Origin of the sequence: Hymenobacter sediminis, assembly GCF_003231285.1 — a bacterium.
GTDB lineage: Bacteria > Bacteroidota > Bacteroidia > Cytophagales > Hymenobacteraceae > Hymenobacter > Hymenobacter sediminis.
Map to the genome: position 1 here is coordinate 309,337 of NZ_QKNS01000007.1, position 22,839 is coordinate 332,175.

General features: G+C 56.7%; 22 protein-coding genes. 18 read left to right on the forward strand and 4 right to left on the reverse strand.

The genetic code is table 11. The features are described from left to right. Positions 1-94 precede the first annotated feature (94 nt). Together DNI29_RS18915 and DNI29_RS18920 are read left to right on the forward strand one after the other, a co-directional pair. Positions 95-1,393 carry an amidohydrolase family protein gene (locus DNI29_RS18915; RefSeq protein WP_110979691.1) on the forward strand — a complete coding sequence of 433 codons (1,299 nt, stop codon included), beginning with the start codon at positions 95-97 and terminating at the stop codon, positions 1,391-1,393. Between the two features lie 98 nt (positions 1,394-1,491). Then, positions 1,492-2,019, forward strand: a complete 528-nt coding sequence (locus DNI29_RS18920) for a CinA family protein (RefSeq protein WP_110979692.1) — start codon at positions 1,492-1,494, stop codon at positions 2,017-2,019. 168 nt (positions 2,020-2,187) lie between these two features. Here the strand turns inward: DNI29_RS18920 and DNI29_RS18925 are convergent, their stop codons facing one another. Continuing rightward, the gene (locus tag DNI29_RS18925) at positions 2,188-3,225 is read right to left on the reverse strand and encodes a hypothetical protein (protein ID WP_110979693.1); all 1,038 of its coding nucleotides are present in this window, start codon (positions 3,223-3,225) and stop codon (positions 2,188-2,190) included. 224 nt (positions 3,226-3,449) lie between these two features. On the opposite strand from DNI29_RS18925, the gene DNI29_RS18930 reads away from it, so the two are divergent. The 3 genes from DNI29_RS18930 (at position 3,450) to DNI29_RS18940 (ending at position 6,875) form a co-directional block, all read left to right on the forward strand. After that, complete coding sequence (locus DNI29_RS18930) at positions 3,450-4,685, forward strand: zinc dependent phospholipase C family protein (RefSeq protein WP_123823321.1); 1,236 nt, start codon at positions 3,450-3,452, stop codon at positions 4,683-4,685. Between the two features lie 353 nt (positions 4,686-5,038). Continuing rightward, entirely contained in the window at positions 5,039-5,944 is a 906-nt protein-coding gene (locus DNI29_RS18935) for a manganese catalase family protein (protein WP_110979695.1), read from the forward strand. Between the two features lie 163 nt (positions 5,945-6,107). Continuing rightward, complete coding sequence (locus tag DNI29_RS18940; protein WP_110979696.1) at positions 6,108-6,875, forward strand: peptidylprolyl isomerase; 768 nt, start codon at positions 6,108-6,110, stop codon at positions 6,873-6,875. Between the two features lie 48 nt (positions 6,876-6,923). Here the strand turns inward: DNI29_RS18940 and DNI29_RS18945 are convergent, their stop codons facing one another. Together DNI29_RS18945 and DNI29_RS18950 are read right to left on the reverse strand one after the other, a co-directional pair. After that, positions 6,924-7,283: a hypothetical protein gene (locus tag DNI29_RS18945; RefSeq protein WP_123823322.1), complete on the reverse strand. Its 360-nt coding sequence runs from the start codon at positions 7,281-7,283 to the stop codon at positions 6,924-6,926. Between the two features lie 86 nt (positions 7,284-7,369). Beyond that, positions 7,370-9,481 (reverse strand): M13 family metallopeptidase, encoded by a 2,112-nt coding sequence (locus DNI29_RS18950; protein ID WP_110979698.1) that lies wholly within the window; start codon positions 9,479-9,481, stop codon positions 7,370-7,372. 386 nt (positions 9,482-9,867) lie between these two features. Here DNI29_RS18950 and xseA point away from each other — a divergent pair, with 386 nt between their 5' ends. The 8 genes from xseA to DNI29_RS18990 all read left to right on the forward strand — a co-directional run bounded on the left by xseA (position 9,868) and on the right by DNI29_RS18990 (position 15,379). Further along, positions 9,868-11,358, forward strand: a complete 1,491-nt coding sequence (gene xseA, locus DNI29_RS18955; protein WP_110979699.1) for an exodeoxyribonuclease VII large subunit — start codon at positions 9,868-9,870, stop codon at positions 11,356-11,358. Positions 11,359-11,369: 11 nt separating this feature from the next. Continuing rightward, entirely contained in the window at positions 11,370-11,588 is a 219-nt protein-coding gene (xseB, locus tag DNI29_RS18960; protein ID WP_110979700.1) for an exodeoxyribonuclease VII small subunit, read from the forward strand. 103 nt (positions 11,589-11,691) lie between these two features. Then, a complete protein-coding gene (locus DNI29_RS18965) occupies positions 11,692-12,075 on the forward strand; it encodes a hypothetical protein (protein WP_110979701.1) in 384 nt (127 codons plus the stop codon). A gap of 9 nt (positions 12,076-12,084) precedes the next feature. Next, positions 12,085-12,771 (forward strand): hypothetical protein, encoded by a 687-nt coding sequence (locus tag DNI29_RS18970; RefSeq protein WP_162303661.1) that lies wholly within the window; start codon positions 12,085-12,087, stop codon positions 12,769-12,771. A 163-nt stretch (positions 12,772-12,934) separates the two neighbouring features. Continuing rightward, positions 12,935-13,318, forward strand: coding sequence for a hypothetical protein (locus DNI29_RS18975; RefSeq protein ID WP_110979703.1), 384 nt, complete (start codon positions 12,935-12,937; stop codon positions 13,316-13,318). Positions 13,319-13,381: 63 nt separating this feature from the next. Next, complete coding sequence (locus tag DNI29_RS18980) at positions 13,382-14,101, forward strand: hypothetical protein (protein ID WP_110979704.1); 720 nt, start codon at positions 13,382-13,384, stop codon at positions 14,099-14,101. Between the two features lie 43 nt (positions 14,102-14,144). Then, positions 14,145-14,957 carry a sensor histidine kinase gene (locus DNI29_RS18985; protein WP_110979705.1) on the forward strand — a complete coding sequence of 271 codons (813 nt, stop codon included), beginning with the start codon at positions 14,145-14,147 and terminating at the stop codon, positions 14,955-14,957. Next, positions 14,954-15,379, forward strand: a complete 426-nt coding sequence (locus DNI29_RS18990; RefSeq protein ID WP_110979706.1) for a response regulator — start codon at positions 14,954-14,956, stop codon at positions 15,377-15,379. The genes DNI29_RS18985 and DNI29_RS18990 overlap by 4 nt, the downstream gene beginning before the upstream one ends. Before the next feature lie 77 nt (positions 15,380-15,456). Here DNI29_RS18990 and DNI29_RS18995 read toward each other — a convergent pair whose 3' ends face one another. After that, positions 15,457-15,813, reverse strand: a complete 357-nt coding sequence (locus DNI29_RS18995) for an MGMT family protein (protein WP_110979707.1) — start codon at positions 15,811-15,813, stop codon at positions 15,457-15,459. Between the two features lie 307 nt (positions 15,814-16,120). Here DNI29_RS18995 and DNI29_RS19000 point away from each other — a divergent pair, with 307 nt between their 5' ends. The 5 genes from DNI29_RS19000 to DNI29_RS24555 all read left to right on the forward strand — a co-directional run bounded on the left by DNI29_RS19000 (position 16,121) and on the right by DNI29_RS24555 (position 22,820). Further along, positions 16,121-17,299, forward strand: a complete 1,179-nt coding sequence (locus tag DNI29_RS19000; protein ID WP_110979708.1) for an efflux RND transporter periplasmic adaptor subunit — start codon at positions 16,121-16,123, stop codon at positions 17,297-17,299. A gap of 107 nt (positions 17,300-17,406) precedes the next feature. Beyond that, positions 17,407-20,487, forward strand: coding sequence for an efflux RND transporter permease subunit (locus DNI29_RS19005; protein ID WP_110979709.1), 3,081 nt, complete (start codon positions 17,407-17,409; stop codon positions 20,485-20,487). A 55-nt stretch (positions 20,488-20,542) separates the two neighbouring features. Then, a complete protein-coding gene (locus tag DNI29_RS19010) occupies positions 20,543-21,970 on the forward strand; it encodes a TolC family protein (RefSeq protein WP_110979710.1) in 1,428 nt (475 codons plus the stop codon). A 44-nt stretch (positions 21,971-22,014) separates the two neighbouring features. Next, positions 22,015-22,440, forward strand: coding sequence for a hypothetical protein (locus tag DNI29_RS19015; RefSeq protein WP_110979711.1), 426 nt, complete (start codon positions 22,015-22,017; stop codon positions 22,438-22,440). A gap of 203 nt (positions 22,441-22,643) precedes the next feature. Then, positions 22,644-22,820: a hypothetical protein gene (locus DNI29_RS24555; RefSeq protein ID WP_162303662.1), complete on the forward strand. Its 177-nt coding sequence runs from the start codon at positions 22,644-22,646 to the stop codon at positions 22,818-22,820. Positions 22,821-22,839 lie beyond the last annotated feature (19 nt).

Here is a 22,839-nt window from a genome sequence, read left to right on the forward strand (position 1 = left end):
ATACGGATTGCGGGGCAATTAGGCTGCATGCAGCGTTTTTTCGCGTCGTATATTCCGCTCCACTTCTCACTTCCTACCCCTTCTCTTTGTCTCTATGCTCCAACGACTACTCGCCGGCGCGACCCTAGGTGGCGCCCTCCTGCTGGCTCCGGCCGCCTGGGCCCAGAAAACCTATTTACATTGCGGCCGATTGCTGGATATGCGCCAGGACCGCGCCCAAACCGAAATGACGGTGGTGGTTGAAAACGGCCGCATCGTGGCAGTGCAGCGCGGCTACGCTACCCCTGCCACCGCGCAGGATAAGGTGGTGGACCTGAAAAACCGCACTGTACTACCCGGCCTCATCGACTGCCATGTGCACCTGGAGGGCGAAACCAGCAAAGACAACTACCTCAAGGAATTCACCCAAAACCCCGCCGACGTAGCCTTTGGCTCTTTGGAGTACGCCCGCAAAACTTTGCAGGCGGGCTTTACCACTGTCCGCGACCTGGGCGGCTCGGGCGTAAACCTGGCGTTGCGCAACGCCATTAACCGGGGGCAGGTAACGGGGCCCCGCATTTTCACGGCGGGCAAGGCTATTTCGGGTACCGGCGGGCACATGGACCCCACCAACGGTTACCGCCTCGACTTGATGGGCATGCCCGGCCCTGCTGACGGGGTAGCCAACGGTCCCGACCAGGGGCGGCAGGCCGTGCGCGAGCAGTACAAGCGGGGCGCCGACCTCATCAAAATAGCCAGCACCGGCGGGGTACTCAGCGTAGCCAAAGACGGCTCGGCTCCGCAGTTCACGGAAGAGGAAATCAGGGCAGTGGTACAGACCGCCCGCGACCTGGGCCTGAACGTGGCCTGCCACGCCCACGGTGCCGAGGGCATGAAGCGAGCCATCCGGGCCGGCGTAACCAGCATTGAGCATGGCACCCTGATGGACGACGAAACCATTCAACTCATGAAGAAGAACGGCACTTGGTACGTGCCTACCATCACGGCCGGAAAGTCCGTAGCCGACTCGGCCGCCAAGAACCCTACCTACTACCCCCCACTGGTAACGCCAAAGGCCCTGGCTATTGGCCCCAAGCTGCAGGGCACCTTTGGGCGCGCCTACAAGGCCGGGGTGAAAATTGCTTTCGGCACCGATGCTTCCGTGTTTCGGCACGGGGTAAACGCGCTGGAGTTTCGGTACATGGTAGAGGCCGGCATGCCCACGGTGCAGGCGCTGCGCTCGGCAACGGTAAACGCGGCAGAGTTGCAGGGCCAAACGGCCAACCTAGGCACGCTGGAGCCCGGTAAGCTGGCCGATGTGGTAGCCGTGGAAGGCGACCCAGTGCAGGACATCAATGCTATGCAGCGCATACGTTTCGTGATGAAGCAGGGGGTAGTATATCGGCAGGAGTAAGCACTTGTGAGGGGCAAACGGCCACTCTTCTGCCTACCTCGACTATAACATTTGGACGGCGTAACCGCGTACAGCGGTTACGCCGTTTTTACTTTCTCATGAAGCCCAACGACTTAAATAAACTCGCGCAGAAATTTCTGCAATACAAACTCACGCTGGCTTTTGCGGAAAGCTGCACAGCGGGCCTGCTGGCCTCTGAATTCGTGAAGGCTTTCGGGAGCAGCGAGGTGCTGCTGGGTTCCGTAGTAACTTACCACCCCGTAGCCAAAGAGCGCCTGCTAGGCGTGAAAAAGGACACCCTAGCCCTATACACCGCCGAAAGCCAACAGGTAACCAACGAAATGGTGATGGGCCTGCACAAACACCTGCCCACCGCCGACATCTGCGTGGCCGTAACGGGCCTGTGTGCTGGTGGGGCTTCAGAATCAGAGGAGAAGCCCGTGGGTACCATGTATTTCACAGTGCTGCACCAGAAACGAGCCTACGAGCTGCGCCAAGAATTTGAAGGCGACTGTGACAAGGTGCGCCAACTGGCCGTGGACTACATCTTCAACTACCTCGACAATCTCCTCGATGAGTTTGCCGAGCAACACGCTGGCTCGGCCGTGGAAGAGAAAATGAAATAGGCAGTTAGCTCTGATGCGGAAGCAGAGTTGAACTCCTCATTTCCAAGGCACTACCCCCTGAATCTTGACAAGCCCTTGACGCCAGTACAAGCGTCAAGGGCTTGTGCGTTTATATGAACCTCGGGGTCAAAATAGTGGCTTCGCTCGCCCTGACAACTGACCAAATCATTACTTCACTACCTTATTTCGGCCCAGCATCAGCAGCAGGTTCAGGCGAACCACATCGCCCATGGAGCGGCAGGCGGTGAACTGATCGGTGTGGTGGTGCCGGTTGAGCTGGGCTTTCAGCTGAGCTACCTTTTCCGGGGGCGATACTTCATCTTGGCGCAGGCAGTCGATAAGGTCCTTAAGGCGGTAACGCTCCGAGCGAGCCCGGCGAGCCATTAGGGTACGCTCTTCGGTTTGGTACTGCCGGATGGTTTCCGCTTCTAGCAGCTTGCTACACAGCAGCACTACGGCCCGGTTGTCTTTGAAAAACTGAGGCAGGTACATGTTCTTTTTGCCTTCGTAGCACTGCTGGTCGAAGTCGATGGCGCGCACGCGGTACTGCTCGTCCTCAAAGTCGGGCGTCACGTCGATGACGTAGTTGTAGGCCCGCATATCGCCGAGCAGACGGGCGAAGCACCGCTCATTGAACTTCACGAACTCCTTGGCAATGCGCACCTGATTCAGATGAGGCCGCTGCAGATGGTCGCGAATGAAGTCGTCGCCGGGAATACCAGCAATGTGCTCCTCAATCAGCGTGTCGCCGTGCACCAGGTAATTCATGCTGTTGGGTGAAAGCAGGTGCTCTAGCTCCAGCCCGTACACCCGCGAGGCATCGGCCCGCTTCACATAGAAGTAATCGTAGTTGTCGTTGAGCTGATTGACGATGCGCACCCGAAACGGATTGGAGTTGCCGAAGCGGCAGTAGTCGATGCGGTCAGCCACCAAGTGGTCAGTGAAGGAAAGGTCGCCGGCGGTTTTCAGCAATGCATACACCTGGGTCAACCCCTCGCTTAGCTCACGCAAGGCCTGGGGTTCGTAGAACACTGTTTCCCAAAGCGTGTCGCGGCCCTTGCGGTCCAGGAGCGGGAAAGCGCCACTAATGCGCGTCAGTTCCAGGTACGTTACCGGCAGCTGGGTTTCCCGGTCATAGTCGCGCAAGTAGTGGCGCAGCTTGGCCTGAATGGAGTAGGTAATTTTCTTCTTCGAAATCAGGGTCACGGGCGTGGGAGTTTGGGGCGGGTGAAGGGGGTAGTAGCCCTACGTGCAAGCCGGACCGGAAAGATGCGACTTTCCCTACCCCCACCAAAAGCCGGAACCCATTGGGGCCAGGCAGTGTGCCTGTTACCGCAGGCGGCAGGGCACATCTTGCCGGCAAAAGGCAGCACATCAACCCCTTCCGTTGTACCTTCGCAGGTGCTTATCCCTGCCATTGTGCTGCCATTATGAGAAAACTTCTGCTCACTCTTTTTGTCGTGCTACTTTGTCCGGTATGGTCGCCGGGCTGGGGCGTTTTCGGCCACCGCACCATCACCCAGATTTCGGTGTACGCGCTACCCTCGGGCATGCGCGGCTTCTACTACCGCAAGATGCCCCAACTGATTCGGTTAAGCACAGCCGCCGATGAGCGCAGCAGCCAAGATCCGATGGAGGCCAGCAAGCATTTTATTTACATGGACCATTACGGCGACGACCCGTTTGGCCTGATGCCCAAAGCCTGGGACAAAGCTCTGGCCAAATACACCGCCGACACCCTGCGCAAGTACGGCACCCTACCCTGGGCTATTCTGGAAACCAAAACCAAGCTTACGGAGGCTTTCCGCCAGCGCGACACGGCTGCCATCGTGGCACTTTCCGCCGACTTAGGTCACTACGTAGCCGACGCCTACGTGCCCCTGAACACGACCATCAACTACAACGGGCAGAAAAGCAAGCAAGAAGGCATCAAGGCCTTGTGGGAAGGCAAGCTGCCCGAGCGCCACATTGCCAAGTACAAGCTCGACAGCGAATCGGCGCACTACAGCAAGGACCCGCTGAAGGAAGTATGGCAGGCGGTGCAGGAGTCGTACGGTTTCCTGGGCGACACCTTCGATAAGGAGGAGGAAATCACCCGCAAGTACACCCCGGAAACCAAGTATGTGTTTAGTCATAAGTACGGCAAAACCCGCCGCTCCTACTCCGATGCCTTCGCCGACTCCTACCACGAGAAAGTAGGCGGACAGGTGGCTTACCGCCTGAAGCAGGCCCCCACGTTGGTAGCTTCCATGTGGTTCTCGGCCTGGAAGGATGCCGGCAGCCCTGACCTGGATGCCCTTATGAAGCCAGCGGCCAGCAAGGAAGAAAAGAAGAAGCTGGATGACGAGATGAAAAGCTGGAAAGACAACAGCCTGGTAGATGGGCAGCAACTACTGTCGTTGCAGAAATTCAAGGAAGCCGAGCGCCCCGATATGATTAACGCCGCCAAGGACATGCAGGCCCTACCCCCCGATGCGGAGGCAACGCCCGTAGTGGCGGCCCCGGTACCCGGCGCCCCGGCCCTACCCGCCGGAACAACCAAGGTAAAGGTAAAAAGCAAGCCCGCTGCTGCACCGGCTCAGAAGGAGAAGGCAAAGACCCAAGCCAAACCCAAGAAAAAACCGGCCTCTGATGGTTGGGACACTCCCGCTGGCTCTGGGTGGTAGCAACCTCCTCAGTAGAAAAACCAATTAAAAAGAGTGACTTGCTTATTAGCTGGTCACTCTTTTTTTGGCTCATCAATCGGCGTTTCACGAATCACTCTTCTGATGTTCAATTATTTATAATTTATATCCTATGTATCAGAATAGCCATGATGCCTGTCTTGGTATTGTTGAGCTGTCTGACTTTTCTACCAAAACAAGGCCACAGCCACCACATAAAACTTTAATTATCAAGCACATAACATTGAATAACTTTAGGTTAATTCACTAACCTGGGCAGCAGGCTTGCGTTTACAGTATCTGTTTGGCTTCGGTGAGGCCCAACTGTTTGTTTTCCAACCCAAACCCCAGGTGCTATGATTCTGCGCTATGACCGGCTGGCCGTTGAGCTGCCCAAGCCCAAAAACCCCTCTCCCAACGATGCTGCTGCTATTCAGGAGTTGCTAGGGGGCAAATACGGGGAAATGTCGACCCTGATGAACTACACCTTTCAGTCGTTCAACTTTCGGGGAAGAAACCGGTTGCGGCCGTTCTACGACCTGACTTGCAGCATCGCGGCAGAAGAGTACAGCCACATTGAGGCCGTTTCCTACGCCATCAACCTGCTACTGACGGGGCAGACAGTACGGGGCAAAGACCCAGTGCCCGCCCCCCTGGCCGATGCCGCCGATGCCCGTAACAGCTACCACTTCCTGAGCAGCGCCCAGGCAGCCGTTCCCTTCGACTCGATGGGTAACCCCTGGACGGGCCAGTACGTGCACGCCAGCGGTAACCTGAAGCTAGACCTGTTGCACAACTTCTTCCTGGAGTGCGGTGCTCGTGCCAATAAAATGCGGGTGTACGAAATGGTGTCGGACCCCTGCGCCCGGACCATGATAGGTTACCTGCTGGTGCGCGGTGGTCTGCACGTAGTGGCTTATGCCAAGGCGCTAGAGAAGCTGACGGGTGTGGAAGTAAGCAAGCTGGTGCCAGTGCCGGAACTCAGCAACGACGCTTTCCCGGAAGCCAAGAAACTGCAGGATCAGCAGAAGCTGCACCTGAAGCTCTACACCTTCAGCCCCGACGACTACAAGCAGGCTGGTATTATCTGGAACGGCACGCACCCCGAAGATGGTCAGCCCCTGGAGCTGATTCAGGGCGGTTTTGAGGGAGTTCCCTACCCCGTGCTGGAGGAAGAACCCCAACTGAACTCGCCCGGCGCCGATGACTACGACCCGCAGATGTTTGCGGATATTGCCAAGAAAATGGGCATCAAGCTGTAAGCTGGCTTTCGCGCATTAGCTTAAAAATCGGCTACCCCTGCTAGGCGGGGGTAGCCGATTTTGCTTGCAAGCTGGTGGTTACTTCGGGCATCGTGGCCAGCGCGGTTTACCACACTGCGGCGCGGTTCGTATCATTGCAACCTGCCACCCCTGTTGCTTTCGTATGCTCCAGTCCCTTTCCCGGTTTTCCTGCTCTGGTCCGTCTGCCGCCTTAATTTTGCTTAGCTCTTTGGCGCTGGCGGCCTGCAACCGCTCTCAGCCCGAAACGCCAGCGGCCGCTCCCGACCCGGTTTCTACCGTGCCCGGCCCCTCGCTGACTTCCCTGGCCGACTCTAATGCGGCGGCTCTGCTGCTGCCCTACGGTCGCCAATATCCTGGCCGCGAAGTGCTGCTCCAAACGCGCCACGGCAACATGCGTATCCTCCTCTACGAAGACACGCCCTTGCACACAGCTAACTTCCTACTGCTTAGCCGCAAAGGCTTCTTCGATCAGACAGTATTTAACCGGGTAGTGAAAGGATTTGCCATTCAGGGTGGCACCTCTGACCACCTAACCATGGCCCTGAACCGTTACCGACTTACACCCGAGTTTCGGCCCCAGTACTTCCATAAGCGCGGTGCCGTTGGCATGGCCCGCTATGATGATGAGCAGAATCCCGGCAAGCTGTCTTCTAGCCACGATTTTTACATTGTGCAGGGCGAAAAACTAACGCCCGAGCAGGCCCAGGCCAACGCCGGCCGCCGCCTCACCCCGGCTCAGCTCCGCGCATACGCTACCGTAGGCGGTACCCCCAGTCTTGATGGGCAGTACACGGTTTTCGGGGAGGTAGTAGAGGGCCTCGATGTAATCGATAAGATTGCCGAGGAGCCAGTGGGCAGCGACAAGTGGCCAGTCAACGACATAGGAATCAAAATCAAGGTAGTGAAGTAAACTCCTACCCCTGCCTAATGCCGCAACCCTCGGGCGGGGGTAGGCTTGCTAGCGGCGTACTTCTATTAGGCGGCTGTGCAGCACGTCGCCGGGCTGCTCCTGAAGTAGCTCGCGGGTTTCGGCGCGCGTGTAGGGCAAGCTTTTATCCTGGGCAAACATATCCGGCGCAGCGGCGTCAGCGGTGGCAGCATCAGTGCGGGCTGGGTGCAAGTACACGCTATCCGGCGTAACGCGGTAGAGTTCATAGAAAAAGTAGCGCGCAGTGGTGGTGCCCTGGGGTTGAAACTGCACTACGTATACATCACCCTTCTGGGGGTTTTGCACTTTCTCTTCCAACGAAGGTTGGCAGCCGGTGAGCAGGAATGCGCTCAGCAGACACGCGCTGCACGCCCGATTGATTTGTTGCATACGGCAAGGTAGCGCAACCCACGCACAAAAAAGCGGCCCGCACTTGGTGCGGGCCGCTTTTTTAGGCTAAACGGTATGCGGAATGACTACCAAACTTTGGCGCGCTCAGCCTGAGCACGTACCATCTTGGCGTCCTCCTTGCAGCCGAAGGCCTCGTAGAACTGAGGCATGTTCATGAGCGGACCGCTGGTGCGGAACTGAGCCGGCGAGTGCGGGTCCGTCATTACCTGCTGGCGCAAGTACTCGGGGCGGGCATTGGTACGCCAGATTTGAGCCCAGGCCAGGAAGAAGCGCTGCTCCGGCGTGAAGCCATCGTACTTGGGCGCGTTGCCGTTGGGGTACTGCTTTTTGAGCTCCTTCTGCAGTGCGGTATAGGCAATGTTCAGGCCACCAAGGTCAGCCAGGTTTTCACCCATAGTCAGCTTGCCATTCACGAAAACCGAGTCCAGCGGCGAGAAGGCCGAGTATTGCTTGCCTACCATGTCAGCGCGCTGCTCAAACTTGGCGGCGTCTTCCTTGGTCCACCAGTCGCGCAGGTTGCCTTCGGAGTCGTACTGCCGGCCCTGGTCGTCGAAGCCGTGGGTGATTTCGTGGCCGATAACGGCGCCCATGCCGCCGTAATTCACGGCATCATCGGCTTTGGGGTCGAAGAACGGGGGCTGCATGATGCCGGCCGGGAACACAATTTCGTTCATCGGCGGGTTGTAGTAGGCATTCACCGTAGGCGGCGTCATGCCCCACTCCTTCCGGTCGATGGGCTTGCCGAACTTGCTCAGGTTATCCATGGAAGCCCACTGACGGGCCGCCAGCACGTTCTTCAGGTACGACTCACGCGAGATGTTCAACGATGAGTAGTCCTTCCACTGGTCGGGGTAGCCAATTTTCACTGTGAAGGCATTCAGCTTTTTGAGGGCTTCCTGCTTGGTGGCATCACTCATCCAGTCAGACTGCTGAATATGCTCGCCCATAGCCTCGCGGATGTTAGCCACCATTTCCATGGCTTTCTGCTTGGTTTCGGGCGTGAAAGCTTTGTCCACATACAGCTGGCCGAAGGCTTCGCCCAGGGCGCGGTCGGTGGCGGCGTTCATGCGCTTCCAGCGAGGCTGCTGCTTTTTAGCCCCCGTCAGCACTTGCGAGAAGCGGAACGACTCATCCCCGAACGCCTTTGGCAGAGCCGAGGTCAGGGAAGTCGTCATGTGCCAGCGCAGGTAGGTTTTGATGTCGCTGAGGGGCTCCTGCTTGAGCATGGTGCTTTCCTCCTTGAAGAACTCAGGCTGACCTACAATAACGGTTTTCACCGCACCCAGCTTCATGGCCTGCAACGACTGTGGCAGCGCCAGGTTCGGGAACTGCTTGTTGAACTCGGCCACCGTCATCTTGTTGTAGTTGGCCTGCGGGTCGCGCAGGGCTACGCGGGTGCGGCTGGCTTTAGCCAGGCGCGTTTCGATGCGCATTACGGCGGCGGCATTCTTCGCGGCCGTGGCCTCGTTGTCGCCCAACAGTTTGAAGGTGTTGGTGAGGTAGGTAGTGTACGCCGCGCGCAACCCTTTCGAGCGGGCGTCATCCTTCAGGTAATAGTCCCGGTCAGGCAGGCTGAGGCCACCCTGATAGAGCTGGAAAGCGTACTCCGTGCTTTTTTTCTCGTCCTGACCTACGCCAGCGCTATAGAATGCGCCGGTGCTGTACAGCTGCTGGCGCACAATTTCATTCTGCACGCCTTTCAGGTCCTTAATGGCGTTGATGCGCGCCAGCTCGGGCTGCAAGTACTTCAGGCCAGCCTGCTCAATGGCCATTGAGTCCATGGCCGTAGCGTAATAGTCGCCTACTTTCTGGGCGTTAGATCCTTTAGTGGCCGAGGTGTTGGCAGCGGCTTCCTGCAGAATCTGCCGCATGAGGGCGTTGTTCTTGTCAGCCAGCTCATTGAAAGAGCCCCACCGCACTTCAGCAGCCGGAATCGGGTTATTTTTCAGCCAGTTGCCGGAAGCGTACTGAAAGAAATTGTCGCAGGCGTTAACTGAGTTATCAATGTTCGCCACGTTCAGGCCCACGCCTTTGGGGTCGGCAGCCGGAGCAGAGGTAGCGGGAGCCGTGGTGGTAGCAGCCGCCGTGGGTGCGGCGGTTTTGCTGGAGGCACAACCAGCCAACGAAAGGCCAGCCATTGCCACCGCCGCCAACTTCAGGCTATTGCGGTTTTTCATGAAGCAGGAAATAGTAAGGTGGAACTGGGAATATGCAAGGCAAGGTAAAATAATTTCCGGCCGCAGCCACCTGCTTTGCGGAACGCAAAGACAAGGCCCTGCCGTTGGGCGTTGCATAGATGAAATAGTGAGCTGTGAAATGATGTGTGGCAACTTGGTGGTTCGGGAAGCTCCTGCGGAGCGCCCTACTAACAAGTGCCCTACCCCCTGCACCGTGCGAAACCTAAGCAGGAGCCCACCAAACCACTCAAGAAAGGTTTGGGTGATTAAGAGGGGTAGGCGGTTACCGATAAACTGCCTCACCGGGCCTACCCATTATAACCTGCTAAACCACAAACTCACTAATTCACCACCTCACCTCCGCTTCTGCGTAACTTGCGCATCTGATGCCATTGTACAACCGCCGCCCCGAGCCGGGGCTTTCATCGGCCCAATCTCCGTCGTTGCCGCCGGCGGCCCTGCCGCTTAGCGAGCTACTGGCCCGGGTGCGCCAAACGCTTAGCGAGCGGTTCGCAGATTCGTATTGGGTAGTGGCTGAAATTGCCGACCTCACCCTGCCGCGCTTCGATGGGGCGCATTGCTACCTCACCCTCACCGACCAACACACCACGGCCCGCGGAGCCCAACTCAAAGCCCAGGCCCGCGCCACCATCTGGAGCCAGCGTTATCAGCAGCTGAGCGCCGTATTCGAGGAGCAAACCGGCCTAACCCTGCGCATTGGCCTGAAAGTGATGCTGCGGGTGCAGGTAAAGTTTCACGAGCAGTTCGGCCTGAGCCTCGATGTGCTGGCCCTCGACCCCACTTACACCGTCGGCGACCTGGCCCGGCTGCGCCTTGAAACCCTGCGCAAACTGCAAGCCCAGGCTCTGCTGGAACGGCAAAAGCGCCTGACCTTGCCCATCGGGGTGCAGCGGGTAGCCGTCATTTCGTCGCCCACGGCCGCGGGCTGGCAGGATTTCGTGCAGCAGCTCCAGGAAGCACCCTACGATTTCTCCCTCACGCTTTTTCCAGCCCTCATGCAGGGCGACGATTCGCCGGCCAGTATTCGGGCCGCCCTGGATGCCATCCGCAGCCGCCGCGAAGAATACGATGCAGTGGTTATCATCCGGGGTGGGGGCTCTAAAACCGATTTACTGGCTTTCGACGATTACGGCCTGGCCGCTGCTATTGGTGCTTTTCCGCTACCCGTACTGACCGGCATCGGCCACGAGCGGGACGAGGCCGTAGTGGATCTGACCGCACATACGGCCCTCAAGACGCCTACGGCGGTAGCGGCCTTCCTGATTGAGCGCCTTGCCCGCCTGGAAGCGGCGCTAGAGGGTTATGGCCTCCGCATTCGGGAGCTAGCGCAGGAGCGAGTACAGGCGGAAGCCAGCCGCCTCAACCGCTTGCTGCGCCACGCTCACATGGCAGCACACAACCAGCTTCAAGATCAGCGCGATGCGCTACACCAGCGCATCCGGCAGGCGGCTGCCACTCCTCGTGCCCAACTGCGGCAGCAGGAGCTCCAATTGGTCCGGCGGCGGCATCAACTACACCGGGCCGCCCGCACTACGCTGCGCCACCAGGAGCAGGGCTTGAGAAAGCGCAGCCGTATGCTGGCCCGCCACTTTCGCCGCCTGCACCGTCGCCGCTGCGAGCAGCTCCTGCGGCAGCAACACCAACTGCAACTGGCTGCTACTCGCCTATTACACCGCGCCGAGCTGCGCCTGGCCCAGCTCAACAACCAGCCAGCTAGCGGCACCATCCGGTTGCTGACGCCCAAAGGCCAGCCTTTCACGGGGCCATTGCGCGCGGGCCAGCAAGTACTATTGCGCCTCCCCGAGGGGGTAGTGCCGGCCCAGCTTGGTGGTCAGCTTCCTCTTTTCCTCTCTTAGCAATTTCTGTTATGTCGCCTCAAAACCTCACCTACCGTCAAGCCATCGAAGAACTGGAAACCATTCTGCGCGCCCTGGAAACCGATGCGGTAGATGTGGATGACCTCACCGCCCGAGTGCAGCGCTCAGCCGAACTGATTCGCCTCTGCAAGCAAAAGCTGCGCTCCGCTGAGTCGGCTATTGATCAGGTATTTGAAAACCTAGAGGAAGAAGACGAAGAAGGCAACTAAGGAAGATAACGGCTGGTCAAGGCTGTCGTTTGCACTGCATACCTAATACGGTATATTTGAATGCTACAATTCGCTCCTTATCCTTCTTAGTGCTTCCTGCCTTATGGCCACACCTAACGAGTTCCTTCAAGAACCCTTCAACCTCGACCAGGCCAGCGACTGGACCCGCCGTTACCGCGAACAACATACGGATGGCATTAAAGGCCATTGCTTTTCTCGGGCTACGCTGGAGGCTATTTTGGCGCAGCCAGGTTGCACTGGCGTTCGGGCATATTACGGCCGTGATGCTGAAAATCAACGGCGGCTGGTGCTCGTCGGGACGGACGAGCAAGAAAATGACATTCTCCCTACCCTGGCTCTGCAGCAAACGGCCAGCCTTACTGCGGAAAGCAGCCCATTAGCTACCACCACTGGCGATGATGTCATTATTGGTCCCGGTAAGGCGTGTCCACCCAGCTGCAGTACGCAGAATATACTGAACAGCTAACGACCACTCATGGCTGTTTCGCCTTGGGTACTTCAACTCGCAGACTGGTCGGAGCCGGTGGCGTACTGGAGCCTAGTATTTCCGTTGCTTATGGCCGGGCGCCGTTGGAGTTCCTTGTCTTCATCCCTACGCATGCTGGCATTTCTAGCAGCTTACATGCTGGTGGTGTATCTGCTGATGCGAGTAGCTGCGCATGTGTGGCACAATAATATCTTCATTGCCCACTGCGCCAGCGTAGGCGAAACGGTACTGTACCTATTGGCTTTCCGTACAGTTCTCCGGCGGCTGCCACGCTACTGGTTTGCTCCTACGTTGTGCGGTTTTCTGGCTTTTGCTGCTCTCGACTCCTGGGTACTCGAAGGATTTGGTCAGCTTAATTCCTATACCCTGTCCGTAGAAAGCTTTCTGATTATTCTGCTGGCGCTTCTGTACTTCGAACAAGAGCTACACCAAGCTACCTCTTCTGCCGCACTTATGCTGTCCCGCCCGCTGGTGGTGGCCTGCATGGGCATCGTGCTCTATTTGGCCGGTTCTGTTATGGTTTACAGCCTCAGCAACCATTTTGTAATCACTAACGATGCAGTAGGCAACAGCTTACTCTACTCGGTTAACAGCATAATGCTCTGCGTGCTGAGCGGCTGCTTGTTTTACGCTTTTTATTTGACGAAGCCTCAAACTCTACCTCAGCCTTTGTAGCTTACGGCCCAACCTCTGCCACAATGCACAACGCCACTTTTCGGGGTCTTGTAGGCTCTATGAAAAGGCTTTCTGCAAGCTACTTATTTGCTGTTATGGGTCGGGGCTCAGGTAGCGTGCTTCTATTTCCTGCTTCCTTTTTCATCTTACTTTTTATTGTCGCATGAGCACATCCTTTACTGCCGAAGCCGGTAAGTTCTTCCCTAACATCCAAGAGGCTGCTGACTGGACCAAGACCTATCGCAAAGACCATCCGCAATTAGCAGATGATGGTACCGCTAAGAAAGTCCTTTATGCTACCTACTTCGATAACGGCTTTCTTCAGAAATTTATGGATCAGCCGCATTGTGTGGGTCTACGTTTCTATCAGGCTATCGACTCTAATAAGGAACGCCATATCATTGTAGTGGGCGTAGATGGCGATGGCAACGACATCCTGAAAGTAAAAGACAACGACGGACAATTAACCGGCGAAGACGGCCTAGTAGGCAATTGGGGCCACCGCTGCCCCGACCACTGCAGCACTGGCGAGCTTGCTGGCAATTAACCCAAGAGTTTAACGGCTTACTACCTTCACGGGAGGGTAGTAAGCCGTTTATTTATTATTCCGATGTTTCAGCTAATCCTGATCAGCGAGCTGTTTTTTATACTCCCGCTGGCCGTAGGACTTAATCGGATAGGCAATATGCCTAAAGCCTTTCGCCTGACTTACTCGTTTATTCTGGCCATAGCGGCTACGTGGGTCCTGGGTATGATTGGCGAAAGAGTAGCCCGAAATAATCTATTTATTTTCCACTACTATTCTCTTTTTGAATTTACCTTCTACCTCTTAGCATTTCAGCAATTGCTGCTGTTAAAGAGGCCATATTTTTACTTACTAGGCGGTAGCTTTGGCTTTGTTTTCTTGCTGGACGCGCTTTTTCTAGGAGGAATTACAAGAAATATAAATCTATATTCTAACACATTTGGCAACATTATTTTGCTAGCTCTGTCTTTATTCTCCTTATATAAAATCAGCGAAAACATATCTACTCCGCTGCAAAGCAAAGCTCCCTTTTGGTTTTCTATTGCTGTACTATTTTACACTAGCAGCAGCACTCTTTTATATATCACGGTAGCCTTATTTCCTTCGAATGAAGATGATTTATTTACCTACTTCCCTTTCATAAATCTTATTTATATGGGCTTGCTGACGCGCATGTTTTTGTGTTTTGCGCTCAGTATATCTCCACGCCAAGCGCTGCCTCGCTGGCTCAGGTTTCGTATTGGGTGGCGCCCCCCTACCGAGCCTCCACAGTACCGGGTGCTACCGGCCCATCTAATCAAGTAAAACACCCTATCTTGGTCAGGCAAAGCAGGTTTCTATCTTTTCCATGCCCGACGCGCTTATTCCGTTAGTTCTCGTAACGCCCATTCTGCTATTGCTGGCGCTGGGTATTGTGGGCTTCGTGGTACGCTACCAGCGGCGACTGATTCAGCAGCAGTTGGAAATGCAGGAACTACACGAGGCGGCTCAGCAACAAGCGTTGGAAGCAGCCTTGCTGGCTCAGGAAGAAGAGCGCCGCCGCATTGCCGGCGACCTGCACGACGGGGTAGGCACTACCCTGGCCATTGTTAAACTGCACCTGAACACGCTAGACCAGCCAGAGTTAACTCAGGAGGCCTCTTCCCTGCTTGATCAGGCCATTAACGAGGTACGCCGTATCTCTCGCAATCTGCTGCCCGCAGCTCTGCAGAAATTCGGGCTGCCATTTGCCCTGGAGGCCTTAGCCCGCACTGTGCCCGCCGATGGCCCAACGCAGGTAAATGTGGAGCAACAAGGACAGCCGCGCCGCCTCGACCCGAAATACGAGCTAATTGTGTACCGGGTAGTTCAAGAGTTGTTAGGCAACGGATTACGCCACGCCTATGCTGCTCATATCCGGATTGTGGTGGAGTTTGGCGCCGACCAACTGTCTTTATACTACGCCGACGATGGGGTAGGATTCGACCCTACCCTACCGGATCAGCCGCCAGCTCCCGGAACCCGTACCGGACTGGGGCTAACCAACTTACGCAGCCGGGTTGGCGTACTACGCGGAACGCTACGCCATGAGTCGGCGCCGGGGGAAGGCACCCGCGTTTGGATTTGCCTACCCGTTCCGTACCTTTCTACAATTCTACCTGCTCCTTCTTCCGTCCTATGATTTCTGCACCTATTCGCCTTGCCGTTGTCGACGACCATATTCTATTTCGAAAGGGACTGCGGGCCCTGATCAGTGGCTTTCCGGGCATGGAAGTTCTGTTTGAGGCTGGCGACGGGCAGGAGCTGCTGGAGTGGCTAGACCAAGGCACCATCCCAGACGTGATTTTGATGGATTTGCAGATGCCCGTACTGGACGGCCTGCAAACCGTGCGCCTGCTGCGTGCTCAGTATCCGCAGGTGCGCTCTATTATTATATCCATGCACGACGAGCCAGAACTGATTGATTCCTTGCGGGCCGAAGGAGCCCATGGCTACTTGCTCAAGAACGCCAGCCCCGAGGAGGTACGCGGAGCCATTCACAGCGTTATTGATAACCGCCCAAATCCTGGCAATCCGCGCACTCTTCTTACTACTGCCTCGTAACGAAAGCACTAAGAAGTTCGCTTCTCCTACCCCCTGTATTGAACGGTACTCCCCTTCAACGCAGGGGCTTTTTTATGTTATTCTAACTCGGTGGCGGGGTCCCAGAACAGGCGCTTGAAATCCACCACCTGGTCCTCTTCTACCCGAATGCCTTCCGCTTCCAGGGCTTCTTGCATGGCTGTAGGCGAGGTATAGTGTTGGCGGCCTGTGAGCAGTCCGTTCCGGTTTACTACCCGGTGAGCCGGCACGTAAGCGTCGGCGGTATGCGCAGCCATCATGGCCCAGCCTACCATGCGGGCCCCGTGCCGAGCACCCAGGTAATGAGCTATGGCTCCGTACGTAGTAACGCGGCCCGTGGGCACGAGACGTACAACTTCATGCACTTCCTGGAAAAAATTACGCTGCTTTTCGGTGGGATTGCGCGGTAGGGACATAAAAGACGATGAATTTCTGCGGCTGGGTTTTCAGAGGTTTCCTCTGGTTTCTGGCAAATAAACCAGTTGGGGGTGCAAGCTGCTAACGGCCCAACGAAGAAAAGGGCGGTACTACCCCGCCTACCCCCGACGCTGCGCCAAACCCGTGGCGGCAACTAGTAAGCAACCCGAGTTATTTTTTTGTGTCTTACCCCCATTATCCGACTCCCCTCCCCTCACCCAACTTAATCTTGGCGGTTAGCGTTGTGACGGTTGCACCCACAGCCGCGCGCCGCGTTGGGTAGGGCATCACACTCGTAGTAGCTACATGCAAACGCAGCAAGAAACTGAACAAGAAGTAACTGATAGCCGCTCCGGCAGTGCAGGCCGCCGCATCATCTGGATGCTTGTAGCGCTGGCCGTGGTAGGAGCCCTGGCATTTATTAAGATAAAGTACTTCCCTTCTCAAGGCGCCGAAGGCAAAGGCGGTGGAGGCGGCAAAGGAGCCGCAGCCGGTGGTGGCAAGGGAGCCCCCGGCGGTGCTGGCGGCAAAGGTGGTGCTGGCGGGGGGCAGAAGTTGCCCGTGCAAGTGTACGTAGTAAAGGCCACCAACCTGGCCGATGAAGTGGCCGCTACCGGCTCTATTCTGGCGGAAGAATCAGTAGTGCTGAAAAGCGAAATTTCCGGAAAGATTACCAGCCTTAATATTCGGGAGGGTCAGCCAGTGCGTAAAGGTCAGCTGCTGCTGACCATTAACGCCGATGAAATTCAGGCCCAGCTGCGTAAGCAGGAATATAACATCAAGCTCTTCCGCGACCAGGAGCGCCGCCAGCGTACCCTGCTCGACAAAGAATACATCAGTGCTCAGGAGTATGAGCAGGCCAACAACCAGCTGCTCACGGCTCAGGCCGATTTGCAGGCCCTGCGCGCTTCCCTAACGAAAGCTTACATCCGGGCACCTTTTGATGGCGTGCTAGGGTTAAGCACCATCACGGTGGGCACCTACGTGAGTCCGGGCGCTGAAATAACGACCCTTTCGCGGGTGAAGCCAGTGAAAATCAACTTCACTGTGCCTAGCCGCTTCTCAAACTTAGTGCGCACCGGCGACCCCATCACCATCACTGATGAGGCTTCGAACAAAAAGTATGAAGCCAAGGTGTACGCCCTGGACCCTCAGATTGACCCCGTGAGCCGCACCCAAACCGTGCGCGCCCGCTATGCCAACAGCAACAATGAGCTGCGCCCCGGCGCTTTCGTGAAAGTAAACCTGCAGCTAGGCCAGACCTCGGAAGCACTGCAGGTACCCACGGAGGCCGTGATTCCGGAAGCGGCTGGCTACAGTGTGTACACTGTGCAAGGCGGCAAAATGGTCCCAAAGAAGGTGAAGATTGGGGTACGCTCCGCCCGCCTGATTCAGATTACCGAAGGCATTGCCGTCGGGGACTCCATCATTCGCACGGGCATTCTGCAGGTTAAACCTGGTGATGCTGTGCGCGTTACTAAGTAAAATTCCGCTTGGTGTCTCGCAGAGGACGTCAGCAGCACTTTGCTGGGGCGGTTCACTTTTGCGAGACGCTGCGTTTCCCACCGCGAATTACTGCGTGAAAACAGAACATGAGCTTATCCTCCACTAGTATCAACCGGCCCGTGCTCGCCATTGTGATGAGCCTGGTCATCGTGATTTTCGGGGTGATTGGGTTTCGCTACCTCAGCGTGCGGGAGTACCCCAGCGTTGACCCGCCCATCATCACCGTATCGGCCTCTTATACCGGTGCTTCCGCCGACGTAATGCAGGGCCAGGTAACGGAGCCGCTGGAAGAAGCCCTCAACGGTATTCAGGGCATCAAAAACCTTACCTCGAACTCCCGCGACGGACGCACCCAGATTACGGTAGAATTTGACCTCGATGCCGACCTGGAAACGGCGGCCAACGACGTGCGCGACAAGGTATCGGGGGCCCAGGGCCGCCTACCCCGCGACATTGACCCACCCGTGGTGAGCAAGGCCAACGCCGACTCCCAACCGATTGTGATGACCTACCTCAGCTCCAGCCAGCGCAACCTGCTGGAACTGACCGACTACGCCAACAACACCCTCAAAGAGCGCCTCCAAACCATTCCGGGCGTATCGGAAGTGCGGGTGTACGGGGAGCGGAAGTATTCCATGCGCTTGTGGCTGGACCCCGTGAAGCTCTCCGCCTTGGGCGTGAGCCCCGTAGATGTGCAGGCCGCCCTGACCCGCGAAAACGTGGAGCTGCCCAGCGGCTCGGTGCAAGGTGAGGCTACTCAGCTGACGCTACGCACCATGGGCCGTCTGTCGTCGGTAGAAGACTTCAACAACCTGATTATCCGGCAGGATGAATCATCCCTGGTGCGGCTTTCCGATATCGGCTACGCCGAGCTCTATCCTGAGAACGACCAAACCATCTTCAAGGTGAATGGCGTGCCGATGGTTGGCTTGGCCGTTATTCCGCAGCCGGGCTCTAACCAGATTGACATTGCCGACGAGTTCAACCAGCGTATAGCACTCTACGGCAAAGACCTGCCTAAGGACCTGGTGCTAAAGCCGGGCTTCGATAACTCAGTGTTTATCCGCAAGTCTATTAATGAGGTAGAGCACACCATCATTGAGGCCTTCGTGCTGGTGGTAATTATCATTTTCCTGTTCCTACGCGACTGGCGTTCTACCATCATTCCGGTAGTAGCCATTCCGGTGTCACTAGTGGGTATCTTCTTCGTGATGTACCTGATGAACTTCTCCATCAATGTGCTCACGCTGCTGGCGGTGGTACTGGCCATTGGCCTGGTAGTGGACGACGCCATTGTGGTGCTGGAAAATATCTATTCCCGTATTGAAGGAGGCGAAGACCCCAAAACGGCCGCCATTAAAGGCTCCGAAGAAATTCTGATGGCCGTTATCAGTACCACTATTGTGCTGGCGGCTGTGTTCTTACCCGTGGTGTTCCTGACGGGTATTACCGGGCGCCTGTTCCGGGAGTTTGGCATTGTGGTGGCTGGTTCCGTACTGATTTCAGCCTTCGTGTCCCTCACGCTGACGCCCATGATGTGCTCGGTGCTGCTCAAGCGCCAGGAAACGCACAACTGGTTTTATCGCAAAACCGAGCCCTTCTTTGAAAAGATGATTGGCGGCTACCAGAGCAGCCTGGAAAGCTTTCTGCGCAACCGCTGGATGGCCTGGCTGATGGTAGTAGGCACGGGGGTAGGCATTTGGTTTTTTATGAAGACCATTCCTTCCGAGCTAGCTCCCATTGAAGACCGGAGCCGCGTGAACATCAATGCTACCGGCCCGGAGGGTGCTTCGTTCGAGTTCATGGACGCCTACATGACCCAGCTCACCAAGCTGGCAATGGACACCACTGGCGAGCAAAACCTGAGTAGCGTGTTTGCCGTGACCTCGCCTGGTTTCGGCGGTGGTTCCAACTCAGGCACGGCCCGTGTACTGTTGCTTGATGCTGATGAGCGCAAGCAAACCCAACAGGCCCTTTCCGATAAGCTCAGCGCTGGTGTGAAAAAGCTGACCGCCGCTCGCACCTCCGTGTCCCAAGATCAGAGTATTGGCGGCGGTGGCGGTGGCCTACCCGTGCAGTTCGTTATTCAGACCCAGGACTTCGACAAGCTGCGTACCGCTGTTCCGAAGTTCCTGGATGCTGCCCGTCAGGATCCTACCTTCCAGTTCGTAGATGTGAACCTGAAGTTCAACAAGCCCGAACTGCGGGTGAACATTGACCGGGAGAAGGCGCAAAGCCTGGGCGTATCGGTACAGAGCATCAGCCAGACGCTGCAGTCAGGCCTGAGCGGACAGCGATACGGCTACTTTATCCGGGAAGGCAAGCAGTACCAGATTATTGGGCAGGTAGCACGCGAAGACCGCAGCCAACCCTTGGATGTGCGCCTGCTGTCGGTGAAGAATGCCAATGGGGAGCTAATTCAGCTCGATAACGTGATTCGGCTGGAGGAAAGCAGCACCCCGCCTCAGCTCTACCGCTTCAACCGCTACAACTCGGCTACCTTCTCGGCCTCCTTGGCTCCGGGCCGCACCCTCGGCGACGGCATTGCCGCCATGCAGGCCATTGCCGATAAAAACCTGAACGATACCTTCTCTACCGAACTCGCCGGTGCCTCCCGCGACTTCCAGGAAAGCTCTTCTTCGCTGGTATTTGCTTTCGGCTTGGCCCTAGTGCTGATTTACTTGGTGCTGGCGGCGCAGTTCGAAAGCTTCCGCGACCCGGTCATTATCATGGTGACGGTACCGCTGGCTCTCTCGGGTGCCTTGCTCAGCCTGTGGTACTTCAACCAGACCCTCAATCTATTCTCCCAGATCGGCATTATTATGCTGGTGGGTTTGGTAACGAAAAACGGTATTCTCATCGTGGAATTTGCCAACCAACAAGTGGAGAACGGTAAAGACTACATGACCGGCCTAATTGAAGGTGCTACTGCCCGTTTCCGCCCCATTCTGATGACTTCGTTGTGCGCCATCCTGGGCATCTTGCCCATTGCGGTAGCTACCGGGGCGGGTGCACTGAGCCGTCGGGCCATGGGCATTGGGGTAGTAGGTGGCTTGTTTTTTGCCACGGCGCTTACCCTGTACGTGGTGCCCGTGATGTACTCGTACTTCGCAACGGCCAAAAAGCACAAACAGCCCGAGGCCGAGCAGAAGGCCGTAGCTGCCTAACTGTGCCGTATCCTTTTATAATTCAACGCCCTGTTTTCAGCAGCTGATTTCCTTCATGCGTCGTTCTTTTCTTGCTGCTTTCCTGCTCGCCGCTCCTCTACCCCTGCTGGCTCAGCAACCGGTACTACCCTCGCGCCAGCCTACCACGCAACCGCAAAGCAAACCCCAAACGGAGAAGCCCGAAACGGTAGCCCCTGCTCCCTTTCTAACCCTGGCAGATGCCATTCGGATGGGGGTTGAGAATAACTATGATATTCGGCTTTCCCGCCAGGATGTGCGCATTGCGGAGAACAACGTAACGCGCGGCAACGCCGGTCAGCTGCCTGTGGTGAATGGCAACTTTACGCGCACCTTCAACCGCAACAACCAGCGCCAAGAGTTCAGCCAGGGCGACCCTCGCATTACCCCTAACGTTTCTACCAAGCAGTTTAACGCCAACATAGCGGCCACCTGGACCATTTTCGATGGCTTAGGAATGTTCATTGCCTATGATCGGCTGCAGGCCCTGGAGCAAAGCCAGCGCCTGCTCACCCGCGCTACCGTAGAGGAAACCGTAGCCAGCATCACTGATGCCTATTTCGTGGTGGTGCGCGAATCGGGTAAAATTAATTCCATTGAGGAAGCACTGAAAATCGGGCAGGCCCGGATTGATTTAACCCAGGCTCGCGTAGATGTAGGCGTCAGCGCCCGGGTAGAAGTGCTGACCGCTCGTGTAGACTACAACGCCGACCGCTCGGTACTGATTCAGCAGCAAGAGGCATTGAGAACGGCCAAAATCAACCTCAACAACCTGCTGGGACGTAATCCCAACCTCGATTTTCAGCCCCAGGACTCCATTGTGGTTGCTCAGGACTTGAACCGCGACGCCGTCTTGCAGGCCATCCGCCAGAACAACCCCCGCCTGCAGCAGGCCAAAACCAACACGGAGGTAGCCACCTACGACCGGCGGCTGGCGCGCGCCAACCGTTTTCCGCAGATAGGGCTTACTTCGGGTTATAGCCGCATTAGCAACTTCAACGGTGCTACGTTCCTGCCGGGCACCCGGGAGCTGGGCACAGCCACTACCTTCACCAACGGGTTCAACTACGGGGTAGTGGCTTCCATTCCGATCTACGATGGGGCCAACCGCACCCGTGCCGAGCAGAACGCCCGCATTGTGGAGGAGCAAAGCCGCCTGCAGCTCGACCAGACCCAATTGCAGCTAGATGCTGAAGCTGAACAGGCCTGGGCTCAGTATCAAAACCGTTTGGAGTTGCTGGAGCTGGAAGAAGCTAACATTCTGCTGGCCCGCGAAAACGTGGCCATTGCCCTGGAACGCTACCGCCTGGGGTTGCTTACGCCCATTGCTTTGCGAGAAGCCCAGCGTACCCAGCTCGACGCCGAAGTGCGCCTGCTTGATATCCGCTACCAGGCCAAGCAAGCCGAAATCGTGCTACGCCGACTCAGCAGTGGCTTAGTGCAGGAGGGAACCGCCCAGCCCTGATTTGCGGTTTACTTTGCATACCAAGCAACACTGTATTTCGCCCTATGAACTCTGCACCAGCTTCTTCTTGTGCTGATTTTCTGGACCTCGGCTACCGTGCAGATATTAAGGTACTGACAGTACGCTGGCTGCGCTCAGTATCGCGAGAGGAGTTACAGGCTGGCTTTGAACAGGCCCGTCAGTTGAGCGTGGAGCAAGGGGCAACCCACTGGTTAGTAGACGTGCGCCGCCGTACCTCGCTTGATGCGGTTTCGTCGGCTTGGGTGGCTCGGGATTTTTTGCCTACAGTTGCCCGTGGGTTGGGCAGCAGATTAATGATTGCCTATCTTCTATCACCGGCGCGGGAGGCTGTTCTGCGGATTGACCCTGGTATGCGGGCAGCGACGGATGCAGCCCTAGACCCCGCTCAGCCCTATTCCCTTCGGACTTTTATGGATGAAGGACCAGCTGTATCCTGGTTACTGGCGTAGTTGGTGCCGTCAAGCAATGCTTCTTCTGGCTTTGCACTGGCAGGAGGGGGTAGGAAGAACTAGCTAATTTCCCTAATCGAGAAACCGCTTACCTCCCCAAAGTGCTTTTTCGCTGGGAAAATACTCTTGCACAACGAAGATATTCCATAAGCGGGAAGCTCAACGGTAGTTTTGTTTCATCAACAACTCTACCCCTGTTGCACATGCTGACTGCTCTTCGCCTGACGCTTGTTCTTTTTGCGCTATCCTGCTGCTTACCTTCTGAATCAACCGCCTCCGCGCTGCGCGGGCGAGGCCTACTGCCAGCCGTGCGGGCCAAGGTGAAAGGGCAGCGCCATGTGCACCGTCCGAACTACCGCATTTACCGCCCAGGCCGCTAGCGGCTACTCCTGCTCTAAC

What these genes read in the sequence shown, in the direction of transcription:
- DNI29_RS18915 (WP_110979691.1), top strand. Translation starts at nt 95, where the DNA reads ATGCTCCAACGACTACTCGCCGGCGCGACCCTAGGTGGCGCCCTCCTG.
- DNI29_RS18920 (WP_110979692.1), top strand. Translation starts at nt 1,492, where the DNA reads ATGAAGCCCAACGACTTAAATAAACTCGCGCAGAAATTTCTGCAATAC.
- DNI29_RS18930 (WP_123823321.1), top strand. Translation starts at nt 3,450, where the DNA reads ATGAGAAAACTTCTGCTCACTCTTTTTGTCGTGCTACTTTGTCCGGTA.
- DNI29_RS18935 (WP_110979695.1), top strand. Translation starts at nt 5,039, where the DNA reads ATGATTCTGCGCTATGACCGGCTGGCCGTTGAGCTGCCCAAGCCCAAA.
- DNI29_RS18940 (WP_110979696.1), top strand. Translation starts at nt 6,108, where the DNA reads ATGCTCCAGTCCCTTTCCCGGTTTTCCTGCTCTGGTCCGTCTGCCGCC.
- DNI29_RS18945 (WP_123823322.1), bottom strand. Translation starts at nt 7,283, where the DNA reads ATGCAACAAATCAATCGGGCGTGCAGCGCGTGTCTGCTGAGCGCATTC.
- DNI29_RS18950 (WP_110979698.1), bottom strand. Translation starts at nt 9,481, where the DNA reads ATGAAAAACCGCAATAGCCTGAAGTTGGCGGCGGTGGCAATGGCTGGC.
- xseA (WP_110979699.1), top strand. Translation starts at nt 9,868, where the DNA reads ATGCCATTGTACAACCGCCGCCCCGAGCCGGGGCTTTCATCGGCCCAA.
- xseB (WP_110979700.1), top strand. Translation starts at nt 11,370, where the DNA reads ATGTCGCCTCAAAACCTCACCTACCGTCAAGCCATCGAAGAACTGGAA.
- DNI29_RS18965 (WP_110979701.1), top strand. Translation starts at nt 11,692, where the DNA reads ATGGCCACACCTAACGAGTTCCTTCAAGAACCCTTCAACCTCGACCAG.
- DNI29_RS18970 (WP_162303661.1), top strand. Translation starts at nt 12,085, where the DNA reads ATGGCTGTTTCGCCTTGGGTACTTCAACTCGCAGACTGGTCGGAGCCG.
- DNI29_RS18975 (WP_110979703.1), top strand. Translation starts at nt 12,935, where the DNA reads ATGAGCACATCCTTTACTGCCGAAGCCGGTAAGTTCTTCCCTAACATC.
- DNI29_RS18980 (WP_110979704.1), top strand. Translation starts at nt 13,382, where the DNA reads ATGTTTCAGCTAATCCTGATCAGCGAGCTGTTTTTTATACTCCCGCTG.
- DNI29_RS18985 (WP_110979705.1), top strand. Translation starts at nt 14,145, where the DNA reads ATGCCCGACGCGCTTATTCCGTTAGTTCTCGTAACGCCCATTCTGCTA.
- DNI29_RS18990 (WP_110979706.1), top strand. Translation starts at nt 14,954, where the DNA reads ATGATTTCTGCACCTATTCGCCTTGCCGTTGTCGACGACCATATTCTA.
- DNI29_RS18995 (WP_110979707.1), bottom strand. Translation starts at nt 15,813, where the DNA reads ATGTCCCTACCGCGCAATCCCACCGAAAAGCAGCGTAATTTTTTCCAG.
- DNI29_RS19000 (WP_110979708.1), top strand. Translation starts at nt 16,121, where the DNA reads ATGCAAACGCAGCAAGAAACTGAACAAGAAGTAACTGATAGCCGCTCC.
- DNI29_RS19005 (WP_110979709.1), top strand. Translation starts at nt 17,407, where the DNA reads ATGAGCTTATCCTCCACTAGTATCAACCGGCCCGTGCTCGCCATTGTG.
- DNI29_RS19010 (WP_110979710.1), top strand. Translation starts at nt 20,543, where the DNA reads ATGCGTCGTTCTTTTCTTGCTGCTTTCCTGCTCGCCGCTCCTCTACCC.
- DNI29_RS19015 (WP_110979711.1), top strand. Translation starts at nt 22,015, where the DNA reads ATGAACTCTGCACCAGCTTCTTCTTGTGCTGATTTTCTGGACCTCGGC.
- DNI29_RS24555 (WP_162303662.1), top strand. Translation starts at nt 22,644, where the DNA reads ATGCTGACTGCTCTTCGCCTGACGCTTGTTCTTTTTGCGCTATCCTGC.